General features: G+C 46.7%; 10 protein-coding genes, 1 tRNA gene and 3 rRNA genes. 12 read left to right on the forward strand and 2 right to left on the reverse strand.

Annotated elements, in window-relative coordinates; all coding sequences use genetic code 11:
* Positions 1 to 58 precede the first annotated feature (58 nt).
* From EAL2_RS01175 to EAL2_RS01230, 12 genes are all read left to right on the forward strand, one after another.
* Positions 59 to 1,586, forward strand: a 16S ribosomal RNA gene (locus EAL2_RS01175).
* Between the two features lie 72 nt (positions 1,587 to 1,658).
* A tRNA-Ala gene (locus tag EAL2_RS01180) sits at positions 1,659 to 1,734 on the forward strand.
* A 36-nt stretch (positions 1,735 to 1,770) separates the two neighbouring features.
* Positions 1,771 to 4,683: ribosomal RNA gene (locus EAL2_RS01185) — 23S ribosomal RNA — on the forward strand.
* 48 nt (positions 4,684 to 4,731) lie between these two features.
* Positions 4,732 to 4,848 (forward strand): 5S ribosomal RNA (gene rrf / locus EAL2_RS01190).
* Together the 16S, 23S and 5S rRNA genes with 1 tRNA gene alongside form the textbook arrangement of a ribosomal RNA operon.
* Before the next feature lie 142 nt (positions 4,849 to 4,990).
* Complete coding sequence (locus EAL2_RS01195) at positions 4,991 to 5,287, forward strand: autorepressor SdpR family transcription factor (protein WP_051489052.1); 297 nt, start codon at positions 4,991 to 4,993, stop codon at positions 5,285 to 5,287.
* Positions 5,271 to 5,921, forward strand: a complete 651-nt coding sequence (locus EAL2_RS01200) for an SdpI family protein (RefSeq protein ID WP_025434595.1) — start codon at positions 5,271 to 5,273, stop codon at positions 5,919 to 5,921. The genes EAL2_RS01195 and EAL2_RS01200 overlap by 17 nt, the downstream gene beginning before the upstream one ends.
* Positions 5,922 to 6,090: 169 nt before the next feature.
* Entirely contained in the window at positions 6,091 to 7,521 is a 1,431-nt protein-coding gene (locus EAL2_RS01205; RefSeq protein WP_025434596.1) for an aminotransferase class I/II-fold pyridoxal phosphate-dependent enzyme, read from the forward strand.
* Positions 7,522 to 7,611: 90 nt separating this feature from the next.
* Positions 7,612 to 9,063, forward strand: coding sequence for a bifunctional methyltransferase/pyrophosphohydrolase YabN (yabN, locus tag EAL2_RS01210; protein ID WP_025434597.1), 1,452 nt, complete (start codon positions 7,612 to 7,614; stop codon positions 9,061 to 9,063).
* A gap of 74 nt (positions 9,064 to 9,137) precedes the next feature.
* On the forward strand, positions 9,138 to 9,416 hold the full coding sequence (locus tag EAL2_RS01215; RefSeq protein WP_025434598.1) for an HU family DNA-binding protein: 279 nt from the start codon (positions 9,138 to 9,140) through the stop codon (positions 9,414 to 9,416).
* A 168-nt stretch (positions 9,417 to 9,584) separates the two neighbouring features.
* Positions 9,585 to 9,842, forward strand: coding sequence for an RNA-binding S4 domain-containing protein (locus tag EAL2_RS01220; protein WP_025434599.1), 258 nt, complete (start codon positions 9,585 to 9,587; stop codon positions 9,840 to 9,842).
* Positions 9,843 to 9,846: 4 nt separating this feature from the next.
* Positions 9,847 to 10,164, forward strand: a complete 318-nt coding sequence (locus tag EAL2_RS01225) for an FtsB family cell division protein (RefSeq protein WP_025434600.1) — start codon at positions 9,847 to 9,849, stop codon at positions 10,162 to 10,164.
* Between the two features lie 25 nt (positions 10,165 to 10,189).
* Complete coding sequence (locus EAL2_RS01230; RefSeq protein ID WP_025434601.1) at positions 10,190 to 11,107, forward strand: Ppx/GppA phosphatase family protein; 918 nt, start codon at positions 10,190 to 10,192, stop codon at positions 11,105 to 11,107.
* A gap of 264 nt (positions 11,108 to 11,371) precedes the next feature.
* On the opposite strand, the gene EAL2_RS01235 is transcribed toward EAL2_RS01230, so the two are convergent.
* A complete protein-coding gene (locus EAL2_RS01235; protein WP_025434602.1) occupies positions 11,372 to 12,589 on the reverse strand; it encodes an IS256 family transposase in 1,218 nt (405 codons plus the stop codon).
* Positions 12,590 to 12,666: 77 nt separating this feature from the next.
* Positions 12,667 to 13,089, reverse strand: coding sequence for a hypothetical protein (locus EAL2_RS01240; RefSeq protein WP_025434603.1), 423 nt, complete (start codon positions 13,087 to 13,089; stop codon positions 12,667 to 12,669).
* Positions 13,090 to 13,188: the final 99 nt, after the last annotated feature.

The following is a 13,188-nucleotide window of genomic DNA, read 5'->3' on the forward strand; positions in this document are numbered from 1 at the left end:
GTCAGTGAGACATCGCAAGATGTCAAAGTGAGCTAAAGGGACATAGTCCCAAGGATTTCTTTTTAAGAGTTTGATCCTGGCTCAGGATGAACGCTGGCGGCGTGCTTAACACATGCAAGTCGAGCGAACAAAGCGGGAGGGAGTCTTCGGACGAAGCCCCGCTGCGTGAGCGGCGGACGGGTGAGTAACACGTGGGCAACCTGCCCTATGCACAGGGATAACGCACCGAAAGGTGTGCTAATACCGGATAAAGCGAGATGTCCGCATGGACGACTCGCCAAAGCTTTTGCGGCATAGGATGGGCCCGCGTCCCATTAGCTAGTTGGTGAGGTAACGGCTCACCAAGGCTGCGATGGGTAGCCGACCTGAGAGGGTGATCGGCCACACTGGAACTGAGACACGGTCCAGACTCCTACGGGAGGCAGCAGTGGGGAATATTGCACAATGGGCGAAAGCCTGATGCAGCAACGCCGCGTGAGCGATGAAGGCCTTCGGGTCGTAAAGCTCTGTCCCAAGGGAAGATAATGACGGTACCTTGGGAGGAAGCCCCGGCTAACTACGTGCCAGCAGCCGCGGTAATACGTAGGGGGCAAGCGTTATCCGGAATCACTGGGCGTAAAGGGTGCGTAGGCGGTCTTGCAAGCCAGAGGTGAAAGGCTATGGCTCAACCATAGTGAGCCTTTGGAACTGCCGGACTTGAGTACAGGAGAGGAAAGTGGAATTCCTAGTGTAGCGGTGAAATGCGTAGATATTAGGAGGAACACCAGTGGCGAAGGCGACTTTCTGGACTGTTACTGACGCTGAGGCACGAAAGCGTGGGGAGCGAACAGGATTAGATACCCTGGTAGTCCACGCCGTAAACGATGAGTGCTAGGTGTCGGGGGTCAAACCTCGGTGCCGCAGCTAACGCATTAAGCACTCCGCCTGGGGAGTACGCTCGCAAGAGTAAAACTCAAAGGAATTGACGGGGACCCGCACAAGCAGCGGAGCATGTGGTTTAATTCGAAGCAACGCGAAGAACCTTACCTGGACTTGACATCCCTTTGACCGCTTCGTAACGGAAGCTTTCTCTTCGGAGACAAAGGTGACAGGTGGTGCATGGTTGTCGTCAGCTCGTGTCGTGAGATGTTGGGTTAAGTCCCGCAACGAGCGCAACCCCTATCTTTAGTTGCCAGCACTTAGGGTGGGCACTCTAGAGAGACTGCCGAGGACAACTCGGAGGAAGGTGGGGATGACGTCAAATCATCATGCCCCTTATGTTCAGGGCTACACACGTGCTACAATGGGCGGTACAACGGGTTGCGAGCTCGCGAGAGCAAGCCAATCCCTTAAAGCCGTTCTCAGTTCGGATTGCAGGCTGAAACTCGCCTGCATGAAGTCGGAGTTGCTAGTAATCGCGGATCAGAATGCCGCGGTGAATGCGTTCCCGGGTCTTGTACACACCGCCCGTCACACCATGGGAGTCGGGGGCGCCCGAAGTCAGCTGTCCAACCGCAAGGGGGAGGCTGCCGAAGGTGAAACTGATGACTGGGGTGAAGTCGTAACAAGGTAGCCGTATCGGAAGGTGCGGCTGGATCACCTCCTTTCTAAGGAGAAATAGCCTGCTGTTTAGTCTTGAGGGCTCAAGCCTTCAAAATTGAACAGCTTTTTTTATGCGTGGGGGTATAGCTCAGTTGGGAGAGCACCTGCCTTGCAAGCAGGGGGTCATGAGTTCGAATCTCATTATCTCCACCATTTGTACCTTGAAAACTGCATAGCTTTAGATAAAATGGTCAAGTTATTAAGGGCATAAGGCGGATGCCTTGGCACTAGGAGCCGATGAAGGACGCGGTAAGCTGCGATAAGCTTCGGGGAGACGCAAGCAGTCATTGATCCGAAGATTTCCGAATGGGGAAACCCACATGGAGTAATGTCCATGTATCATTAGATGAATACATAGTCTAATGAGGGGAACCCGGGGAACTGAAACATCTAAGTACCCGGAGGAAGAGAAAGAAAAATCGATTCCCTAAGTAGCGGCGAGCGAAAAGGGAAGAGCCCAAACCGACGAGGTTTACCTTGTCGGGGTTGCGGATATGCCATCACGTGGCGGCTATTGTAATCGAAGAGGTCTGGAAAGGCCCACCATAGAAGGTAACAGTCCTGTAGATGAAACAAGAAGGCCACAGGCATACTCCAGAGTACCACGGGACACGTGAAACCCTGTGGGAAGCTGGGGGGACCACCCCCCAAGGCTAAATACTACCTAGTGACCGATAGCGCATAGTACCGTGAGGGAAAGGTGAAAAGAACCCCGGGAGGGGAGTGAAATAGAACCTGAAACCTTATGCCTACAAACTGTGGAAGCACATTATTAGTGTGACCGCGTACTTTTTGTAGAACGGGCCAACGAGTTACGGTATGTAGCAAGGTTAAGGGCTTTGAGGTCCGGAGCCGCAGCGAAAGCGAGTCTTAAATGGGCGTTTAGTTACATGCTGTAGACCCGAAACCGGGCGACCTATCCATGGACAGGATGAAACGAAAGTAAAATTTCGCGGAGGTCCGAACCCACGCACGTTGAAAAGTGCGGGGATGAGCTGTGGATAGCGGTGAAATTCCAATCGAGCCCGGAGATAGCTGGTTCTCCCCGAAATAGCTTTAGGGCTAGCCTCGGACGTAGAGACATGGAGGTAGAGCACTGAATGCCCTAGGGGCCCTATGGGTTACCGAAGGCTATCAAACTCCGAATGCCATGAACTTTTATCCGGGAGTCAGTCTGTGGGTGATAAGGTCCATAGACAAGAGGGCAACAGCCCAGACCATCAGCTAAGGTCCCAAAGTGTGGATTAAGTGGAAAAGGATGTGGGATTGCACAGACAACCAGGATGTTGGCTTAGAAGCAGCCACTCATTCAAAGAGTGCGTAATAGCTCACTGGTCGAGTGATCCTGCGCCGAAATATTCTCGGGGCTAAAATCCACCACCGAAGCTATGGATCCGAAAGGATGGTAGGGGAGCGTTGTATAAGGGGCGAAGCTGTACCGAAAGGAGCAGTGGACTTTATACAAGTGAGAATGTTGGCATGAGTAGCGAGAGGTGGGTGAGAATCCCACCGGCCGAAAACCCAAGGTTTCCAGAGGAAGGTTCGTCCTCTCTGGGTTAGTCGGGGCCTAAGCCGAGGCCGAAAGGCGTAGGCGATGGACAACGGGTTGATATTCCCGTACCACCAACCACCATTTGAGTGATGGGGTGACACAGTAGGATAGGCCATCCTTCAGCTGGTTTTGAAGGTCCAAGCGTCAAGGGAGTCATGGTAGGCAAATCCGCCGTGGCAATTCTGAGGCGTGACGGGGAGCGAAATTTAGTAGCGAAGTGGTTGATTTCACACTGTCAGGAAAAGCCTCTAGCGAGGTGGAAGGTGCCCGTACCGCAAACCGACACAGGTGGGTGAGGAGAGAATCCTAAGGCTAGCGAGAGAACTATTGTTAAGGAACTCGGCAAAATTACCCCGTAACTTAGGGAGAAGGGGTGCCCCGTTAGTGTGCAAGCATGAGGGGGCCGCAGAGAATAGGCCCAAGCGACTGTTTACCAAAAACACAGGTCTCTGCTAAGTCGCAAGACGAAGTATAGGGGCTGACGCCTGCCCGGTGCTGGAAGGTTAAGGGGATGTGTTAGAGCAATCGAAGCACTGAACTTAAGCCCCAGTAAACGGCGGCCGTAACTATAACGGTCCTAAGGTAGCGAAATTCCTTGTCGGGTAAGTTCCGACCCGCACGAAAGGCGTAACGATTTGGGCGCTGTCTCAACAATAGACTCGGTGAAATTGTAATGTGAGTGAAGATGCTCACTACCTGCGACAGGACGGAAAGACCCCGTGGAGCTTTACTGCAGTTTGGCATTGGATTTCGATGCTGCATGTACAGGATAGGTGGGAGGCTTGGAAGATGGAACGCAAGTTTCGTTGGAGCCGACGTTGGGATACCACCCTTGCAGTATTGAGGTTCTAACCATGTACCGTGAATCCGGTACTGGGACACTGTCAGACGGGCAGTTTGACTGGGGCGGTCGCCTCCCAAAGTGTAACGGAGGCGCCCAAAGGTTCCCTCAGCACGGTCGGAAATCGTGCGAAGAGTGTAAAGGCAGAAGGGAGCTTGATTGCGAGACATACAGGTCGAGCAAGGACGAAAGTCGGGCTTAGTGATCCGGTGGTTCCGAGTGGAAGGGCCATCGCTCAACGGATAAAAGCTACCCCGGGGATAACAGGCTTATCTCCCCCAAGAGTCCACATCGACGGGGAGGTTTGGCACCTCGATGTCGGCTCGTCTCATCCTGGGGCTGGAGTAGGTCCCAAGGGTTGGGCTGTTCGCCCATTAAAGAGGCACGCGAGCTGGGTTCAGAACGTCGTGAGACAGTTCGGTCCCTATCCGTCGCAGGCGCAGGAAATTTGAAGGGAGCTGTCCCTAGTACGAGAGGACCGGGATGGACGTACCGCTGGTGTACCAGTTGTCGTGCCAACGGCACAGCTGGGTAGCTATGTATGGAATGGATAAGCGCTGAAGGCATCTAAGCGCGAAGCCAACCTTAAGATAAGATTTCCCACTTTTATAGGTAAGATCCCAGGAAGACTACCTGGTTGATAGGCCCAGGGTGTAAGTGCAGCAATGCATTCAGCTGATGGGTACTAATAGATCGAGGACTTGACCAAGTCTAAAGCATGCAGTTTTGAGGGTGCAAACCTTCAAAGAAAAGACAATGCAGTCACAATAGCAAGGAGGATACACCTGTTCCCATTCCGAACACAGAAGTTAAGCTCCTTAGCGCCGATGGTACTTGGATCGAAGGGTCCCGGGAGAGTAGGACGTGGCTGCGTAGTCTTTTTTTTATTTTTTGAGTTTTTCAGGTATAAGCTTTAACAGAGATGATATTGCATAAAATATGAAAAAGTAGTAAAATATATTTAGATGATTACCTAAATATCTAAATCAATAGCGAAATAAATACAAAAACACAAAATGGAAGGTGATAGCTTGAATGACCTGTTTAAAGCTCTTTCAGACCCTACAAGACGCAAGATACTTGAGCTTTTGAAAGAAAAGGATATGAGCGCAGGAGAGATAGCTGAGTATTTCGACATAAGTAAACCATCTATAAGCCACCATTTGAATATTCTAAAGAATGCAAAGCTGGTGCTTTGGGAGAAGGACGGGCAGAATATAATATACTCCATAAACACCACTGCCATGCAGGAGATTGTAAAATGGATTTTTGATTTTAATGAAAGGAGTGACGAGGATGCTGAAGGCAAATAAATTAATTCTCGAGCTTACAATTGTATCTATAATAGGAACTATCTTTGTCTATGGATATCTGCCCGATACCATACCTCTTCACTGGAATATACAGGGTGAGGTAGACAGGATTGGCGGCAAGAGCAACGTGTTCATGACTGCACTGCTGCCTCTTGTGCTTTACATGCTTATGATGCTGTTTCCAAAGATAGATCCAAAGAAGAAATCTTACGAGAAGCACCAGAAGGCCTATGGCGTGACAGTCGGGCTCATAGTAACATTTCTCATAGCAATACACTGGGTTACTATTTTCGTGAGTCTTGGAGCGAATCTGGATGTATCGACTGTGGTTTCAATAGGCATGGGCATAATGTTCATTGTGATTGGGAATTTCATGAGCCAGATAAGACAGAATTACTTTTTCGGTATAAGGACGCCGTGGACTCTTGCAAATGAAAATGTGTGGAAAAAGACTCACCGGGTCGGGGGGTACGGTTTCATAGCCATTGGAGCGGCATTCATATTGAGTGCGTTTTTAAAAAGCTCAATGCTTAAGTTTATCATTGTAGTGGGTGGGACTATAGGGTTTACTCTCTATATATGCGTGTATTCTTATTTTGCTTTCAAGAAGGAACAGAGGAAAAATGACAATTAATCTAGAGGCGAGTGGCTGCAAATTGAAGCTGTTGGCCTCTTTTTTGCTGCGAGGCGGGTATTTTGCATAATGTGATAGAAGCATGATATACTATCTTTATAGGATTTGCAGACGATGCGCATGCATTACGACATATGACATCTGACATCTGATGTGAAGGGAGGGTGCAGTGACTGAGCTTTTTTTGAATAGAAGACTGGGGGAAATATCCCAAAAGGGTATGACATCATTTCACGTGCCGGCCCATAATGGAGGAAAGCTTTTTAAAAGGCTGGGCATTGAAGAATATGAAGCTGGGGTATTGGGCATCGACATGACGGAGCTCCCCGGCACCGACAATCTTCACAACCCGCAGGATGTCATCTTGCAGGCTCAAAATGCTGCGAGCAGGATTTTCGGAAGCGATGAGTCCTTCTTTCTTGTGAATGGGACAACAGGAGGCATTTATGCAGCTATAATGAGCTGTCTTGATCCGGGAGGCAAGCTTATTATGGACAGAAACAGCCACATGAGCGCATACAATGCCTGCCTGCTGGGGAGGATAGATCCAGTTTATGCTGCGTCGAGGATAGATGAGAAAAGGGGAATACCCCTGCCGGCATCCGAGGAGTCTATAGAGCGGGCCATAAAGGAAAATCCTGATGCCGGGGCTGTGTTTGTGACAAGTCCAACATACTATGGAGACTGCATTGACATATCCCGCATAAGCAAAGCGGCACATAAATGCGGCATGGTCTTGATTGTGGATGCGGCTCACGGTTCGCACCTTGGACTTAGCGCCCTTTTGCCACCGTCCGCAATAAAGTCGGGTGCAGACATGGCAGTTTGCAGCATACACAAGACTCTGGGCTCTTTTACGCAGTCATCAATGCTCCATGTCAAAGGAGAACGTGCAGACAGGGAAAGGCTGCGCAGCCTTTTGCGGATTTTCCAGTCTACAAGCCCGTCATACCTGCTCATGAGCTCGCTTGAGATGGCTGCCCACATATATGAAAAGCACGGGGAAAGGCTTATGGGGGAATTGCTAGGATATATATATGAAATTGCCGATGTCTTCAAGGGATTTGACAATATAAAGCTGTATGAAGGAAAAGCAAGCGGATTTGACATGACAAAGCTGTTCGTGGTGACAACGGCTACTGGAGTAAGCGGATACGAAATAGAAGAGCTGCTGAGGGAAAACTACAAAATACAGCCTGAATTTTCAACTCCGCACGGTGTGCTATTCGTAAGCACTATAGGAAATGGCGGGAGTGACTTTGACGCGCTTAAGGCGGCTCTTTTCGAAATAGATAAGCTGAGGCGATGCGGCAGCCTGCCTGCAATTCCGCAATACCCTGGAGCTATGCCCAAAGCGGTAGCTAGCATATCGAGCGCGTTTTACATGAAAAAGCGGCTGGTTCCGCTGGAAGAATCCAAGGGCTGTATTTGTGGGGATTATATAATTCCATATCCCCCCGGGATACCTCTGGTTGCACCTGGAGAGCTAATTGGAGATGATGTGCTTGAATACGTTAGAGCGGCGCTGCACATGGGAATGCACGTTAATGGCGTAGGGACTGATGAAAATAAAAGCGTTAAAGTGATAGAAATGCAATAGAGGCGTCTATATTGCAGTACAATGCGGCAGCTGGAAATGCAGAGTATAATACGGTTGTGTAGCTATAAGCAGAGCAAAGGAGTGTTTTTTATGAACAAAATAACTATAGTTGGTCTTGGACCTGGGGATATTGATCTTATAAGCAGGGGCGCAATGGAGGCCCTTAAGAATTCAAAGCGTGCTGTGTTAAGGACAAAGGAGCATCCTGTAGTAGAAAAGCTGATAGAAGAGGGCGTGGAGTTTGACTCTCTGGACAGATACTACGAAACTGAATGCAGCTTTGAGAAGGTCTATAGCAGCATTGCGGAGCACATAGTATCCATGGCAAAGGAAGGCGTTGTTTATGCTGTTCCCGGCCACCCCAGGGTGGCGGAAAATACCGTTTCACTGATAGAAAAGCTCGCGGGCGAAAAAGGCATAGGGCTTGAAATAATACCGTCCATGAGCTTTGTAGACGCCATGTTCAATGCGCTCGGCTTTGATCCTTCCGATGGGTTCGTGCTGCTTGATGCGCTCAGCTTCAAAAGCAGGGAGGTAAGCAGCGACAAGGCTGTGATAATAACGCAGGTTTACAGCAAATTTGTGGCTTCGGAGACAAAATTGAAATTAATGGAGTATTATGACGATGACCAGGGCATATATGTTGTTGGGCATGCAGGTATAAAGGGCAGTGAAAGCATTGTGAGTATGCCGCTTTGTGAGCTGGACCACTACAAGGGGTTTGATCATCTTACAAGCGTGTATGTGCCCAGAGGCTCAAGCAAAAAATTCAAGGACGTATATGAGCTTGAAGATATCATGGATAAGCTGAGATCAAAAGACGGGTGTCCTTGGGACATAAAGCAAACCCACCAGTCCATAAAAAAGTGTCTGATCGAGGAAGCCTATGAGCTTGCAGACGCCATTGAAAATGATGATGTGGAAGGTATGATAGAGGAGCTGGGGGATGTGCTTCTGCAGGTCGTATTCCACTCGCAGATCGGCAAGGAAGAGGGCCTTTTCAACCTCGACGAGGTGGCGGACAGCATATGCAAAAAACTTATATACAGACATCCGCACGTATTCGGAGAAGACAAGTACGAGGAAGCCACGTTCATGAAGAAGTGGGAGGACATGAAGAAGGCTGAAAAGGGGGAAGAGACTGTGGCGGAAGGCCTGATAAGGATTCCGAGGCATCTTCCGGCGCTGATAAGGGCTCACAAGGCTCAGACCAAGGCGGCGTATGTAGGATTCGACTGGAAAGAGATTGAAGATGTGTATAAAAAAGTTCAGGAAGAATACAAAGAAGTTGTTGACGCGCATGCAGCCGGCGATATACAATACATACAGGAAGAGTTAGGCGATTTGCTGTTTTCAGTAGTCAATCTGTCCAGATTTTTGAAAGTCGATCCGGAAGAGTCACTCAACATTACAACCGAAAAATTTATAAGAAGATTTCAATTTGTAGAGATAGAAGCCGCAAAAATGGGTAAGAATATTCAGGATATGACATTGGAAGAGATGGACATGCTATGGGAAGCGGCCAAAAAAGTGCTGGGTTAAAATTTGGTTTGTCCAAGACACTCCAAAAGTGTTACTAATAAATTCTTAATATATTTTATGGGGAGGTAGTTATTGTGAACAAAGCTGAATTAGTGGCTAAAATGGCTGAAAAGAGTAACCTAACTAAGAAGGATGCAGAGGCGGCTCTAAACGCGTTCATGAAGACAGTTGAAGACGCTCTTATAAGCAATGACAAGGTTCAACTAGTTGGTTTTGGAACTTTCGAGGTTAGAGAAAGAGCAGCTAGAACAGGAAGAAACCCAAGAAATCCTGAGCAAGAAATAGAAATACCAGCATCTAAAGCTCCAGTATTCAAGGCTGGAAAAGGACTTAAGGAAATAGTTAACAAGTAATACAATTATACATAAAAGATAAAAGTACGGATGCGCTCCGTGCTTTTTATTTTTTTGCGCAGGTATAATCGGGAAGGCGGATGCATGAAAGTGTAAATGGCTTTTCCTTGTGGTATAATAAAAACTATAATGATTGTTATTTAAAATGTAGCTTTGGAGGAATGGCAAATGAGGCTGGACAAATTTTTGAAGGTATCAAGACTTATAAAGCGAAGGACTATAGCTAAAGAGGCTTGCAATAGCGGCATAATAAGCATAAACGGCAAAACTGCTAAGGCGTCGACGGATATAGCAGTGGGAGACGTTATTGAAATAAGGTTTGGAGAAAAGCTCACAAGGGTTAAGGTCACAGAAATAAGGGAGCATGTCCTCAAGAAGGAAGCCTGTGAAATGTATGAAGTGATCCAGCAGGATATGGAGCTTTAATACAATGAATGAAGGCAAAGGGGAGCAGAGCTCCAGAAAGAAGATCAATTATGAGAGGCTCGCTGTAAACATGGCTGTTGTCCTGATATTCGTGTATGTTTGCATTACGCTTGTAAAGCAGGAAATCACGATACGAAAGTACAAGGCGCAAATAGCCAGCATAGAGCGCAACATAAAAAGCGAAGAATCCGAAATAAAGGTGCTTCGCAAAAGGATAGAAGAAGCAGGAAGCCTTGAAAGCGTAGAGAGGATAGCTCGAGAAAGGCTCAAGATGGTAAAGCCCGGAGAGATAATGTATATAGATTCGCAGGGTGGAAAATAGCAGCGCAGATTTGGAGGGGAAGGATATGAAGGTTGCTGCCATAGATATTGGCACCAATTCAATGAGACTGCTCATAGCTGATTATGAAGACGGTAATTTCAAAAATAGAGAAAAGCACATAAATGTAACAAGAATGGGTCTTGATGTGGACAAGAATGGCGTCATAGGAGAAGGAGCCATACAGAGGAATCTGGAGTCCCTTGATCAATTCGGCAGTCTCGCAAGACTGGAGGGCTGCGAAGAGATATGGGCCATAGGTACGTCTGCCCTCAGGGACAGCAAGAATTCGGATGAGTTTGTGAGGAAAGCGGCAGAAAGATCGGGCATAGCCGTTGAGATAATAAGCGGCGCAATGGAGGCCGACATGGGTTTTGCAGGCGTGCTTCAGGGACTTGACCGTAAGGATGAGAACATACTTGTCGTGGACATAGGCGGCGGCTCGACTGAGTTCATAGTGGGAAACAAGGACGGAATAAAATTCATAAAGAGTGAAAACGTAGGCGCGCTGAGAATGACGGAAAAGTTTCTCAGGCGGGATCCCGTTGACACTGAGGAATATGGGCTGATGGAAAATTATGTATCGGAAGAGCTTGACGACACTATAGACAAGGTGTGTAAGCTTAACATAAAGAAGGTTGTAGGGATAGGAGGAACCATAACGTCGGTGGCTGCAATGCTCCAGGAAATGGAGCCCTACGACATGGAAAAAATACACAGCAGCGTTATAATGTACAGTGAAATCAGCCAGCTTCTTGGCAGCCTCAAGAATATGAAGCTGAGCGAAAAGCGGATGATAAAGGGACTTCAGCCGCAACGGGCCGACATAATAACAGCAGGAGTCGGCATACTCGAGATAATATTAAGAATGATATGCTTCGACAGGATGGCCGTAAGCGAATACGACAATCTTGAAGGTCTCGTTGCAAAAAAAATGAACACATAAGGAAAGCCCCGCGTATGCGGGGCTTTCTATTCGTCTGCGAGTTCATCAGGATTGACATATATGTCCACGCCATCTTCATCTTCAAAAATGTCCGAGTCTGTCAATAATTATGTGTATGATTCCTTAAAAAAGATATATTGTTTTATTGGTTGGTTGCCTGGAAAGCTTTTAAATATGAGCCTTCCAGGCTTTTTATTACTTAAATTAAATATTTTTCCATTTGGTGAAAATAACTAGAGTGCCAACATTTAATGGTCTTTTTTTTTACAAATACGGGTTAATCCTGTCTTCAAAATATATGCTTAACTGGGCCAGAATCAGGTGCCAGTCTCGCAGTTTTGTACACCATTTCTGGGTGATATCAGCCGTTGCAAGGTACAGGCTCTTGAATAGAGAATCATCGCTTGGGAATATACTCTTGCTTTTGGTCACTTTTCTAAGCTGCCTGTTGTAGCTCTCCATGGAGTTTGTCGTGTAGATTATTTTTCTGATTTCATCAGGATACTTGAAATAAGCCGAAAGCTCATCCCAGTTGTTTCTCCATGATTTTAGGCTTATATAGTATTTTTCACCCCATTTTTCTTCGAGCTTTTCAAGCTCTATTAGGGCTGTTTGCTCGTTTATGGCCGAGTACACTTCCTTGAGCTCTTTTGCGAAGGCTTTTCTGTCCTTGTATGATACATAGCTTAGCGAGTTTCTTATCTGATGGACTATGCATCTTTGTATGTCCGTGTTTGGAAAAACCGCTCTTATCGCATCAGAGAAGCCGTTTAGCCCATCTATTGATGCTATAAGGATGTCTTTTACGCCCCTGTTTTTCAAGTCGTTTAGAACCTGCAGCCAGTACTTGGCTGTCTCGTTTTCCCCTATCCAAAGGCCAAGTACATCCTTTTTGCCCTCGATGTTGACTCCTATTACTGCGTATGCGGCCTTGCAGATAACCTTGCCATCCTGCCTGACTTTATAGTGTATCGCGTCCATAAATATAATCGGATAAATCGGCTCTAGCGGCCGATTTTGCCATTCTTGAGCAAGTGGAAGGATCTTATCTGTTATCTTTGATATTAGTGTGGGAGAAGCATCTATCCCGTATATCTTTTCTAGCTGAGCTGCTATGTCTCTTGTTGTCATGCCCTTTGCATACATTCCTATTACTTGGTCTTCTATTCCTGATACGCTTCTTTGATGATTTTTTACAACCACAGGCTCAAAATCACCGTCCCTATCTCTTGGCACCTCGATTTCAAACTCCCCAAGGTCTGATAGTATCTTCTTGCTTCTTTTGCCGTTTCGGCTATTAGTCGTTTCCTTGTTTTTATAGTCATATTTTGAATATCCAAGGTGCTCATCAAGTTCAGCCTCAAGCATCTCCTGGATTGTTTCTGAAAACATGTCCTTAAGAGCCTCATGGATGTCCTTTGCATCCTTGATTCCGTAATGCTTTATCATTTGTCTTATTTGATCTTTACTTAAAATCCCCATATAAAAAGTGCATACCTCCTTGAATGATAGTTTGATTATATCAATTCCAAGGAAGATACACACTTTATTTTACACACTCAAATGTCCTCATCAGTCCAATTTCCATCAAGGCCAAGGCCTTCTGAATCTTCAAACTCTATTTCTGTTTCTTCAATCTGTATCTCCCATGTGTTGTCTTTCATAAATATGACGAAAAAAATATCGTGTGTAGGCTCGGTCTCTATTTTTGTAAAATCAAGAACCCTGCCATCCTCGAGCAATTCTATAGGGTATTTCTTCCATATGGCTTCAGTGTCGTCGATTGTCTCTGTCGATTTGCTGTTCATGGCGGCAATTATCCACTCCCTGAGTATCTCAAGTTCATCCTCGTCATCAACGTATTCGCCGTTGTAGAAGACGCCTTCAAAGTTATTGCTGCCAAGCACCTCACCGTTAAGAAACAGGAAGCTGCCCCAGAATGTCTTGGAAAGAACTTTTTGTATGAAGTCATCTTGATTCATAACATCACCTCGCTTACTCTTATGTTGATATGATACTAATACCCTTGAAAAGGCAATTAGTATCAATAAATATTGTATAGTGCGCAGGTTATATAAAAA

This window comes from Peptoclostridium acidaminophilum DSM 3953, from assembly GCF_000597865.1.
Lineage (GTDB): Bacteria > Bacillota > Clostridia > Peptostreptococcales > Peptostreptococcaceae > Peptoclostridium_A > Peptoclostridium_A acidaminophilum.

What these genes read in the sequence shown, in the direction of transcription:
- yabN (WP_025434597.1), top strand. Translation starts at nt 7,612, where the DNA reads ATGAACAAAATAACTATAGTTGGTCTTGGACCTGGGGATATTGATCTT.
- EAL2_RS01200 (WP_025434595.1), top strand. Translation starts at nt 5,271, where the DNA reads ATGCTGAAGGCAAATAAATTAATTCTCGAGCTTACAATTGTATCTATA.
- EAL2_RS01230 (WP_025434601.1), top strand. Translation starts at nt 10,190, where the DNA reads ATGAAGGTTGCTGCCATAGATATTGGCACCAATTCAATGAGACTGCTC.
- EAL2_RS01220 (WP_025434599.1), top strand. Translation starts at nt 9,585, where the DNA reads ATGAGGCTGGACAAATTTTTGAAGGTATCAAGACTTATAAAGCGAAGG.
- EAL2_RS01240 (WP_025434603.1), bottom strand. Translation starts at nt 13,089, where the DNA reads ATGAATCAAGATGACTTCATACAAAAAGTTCTTTCCAAGACATTCTGG.
- EAL2_RS01225 (WP_025434600.1), top strand. Translation starts at nt 9,847, where the DNA reads ATGAATGAAGGCAAAGGGGAGCAGAGCTCCAGAAAGAAGATCAATTAT.
- EAL2_RS01195 (WP_051489052.1), top strand. Translation starts at nt 4,991, where the DNA reads ATGGAAGGTGATAGCTTGAATGACCTGTTTAAAGCTCTTTCAGACCCT.
- EAL2_RS01235 (WP_025434602.1), bottom strand. Translation starts at nt 12,589, where the DNA reads ATGGGGATTTTAAGTAAAGATCAAATAAGACAAATGATAAAGCATTAC.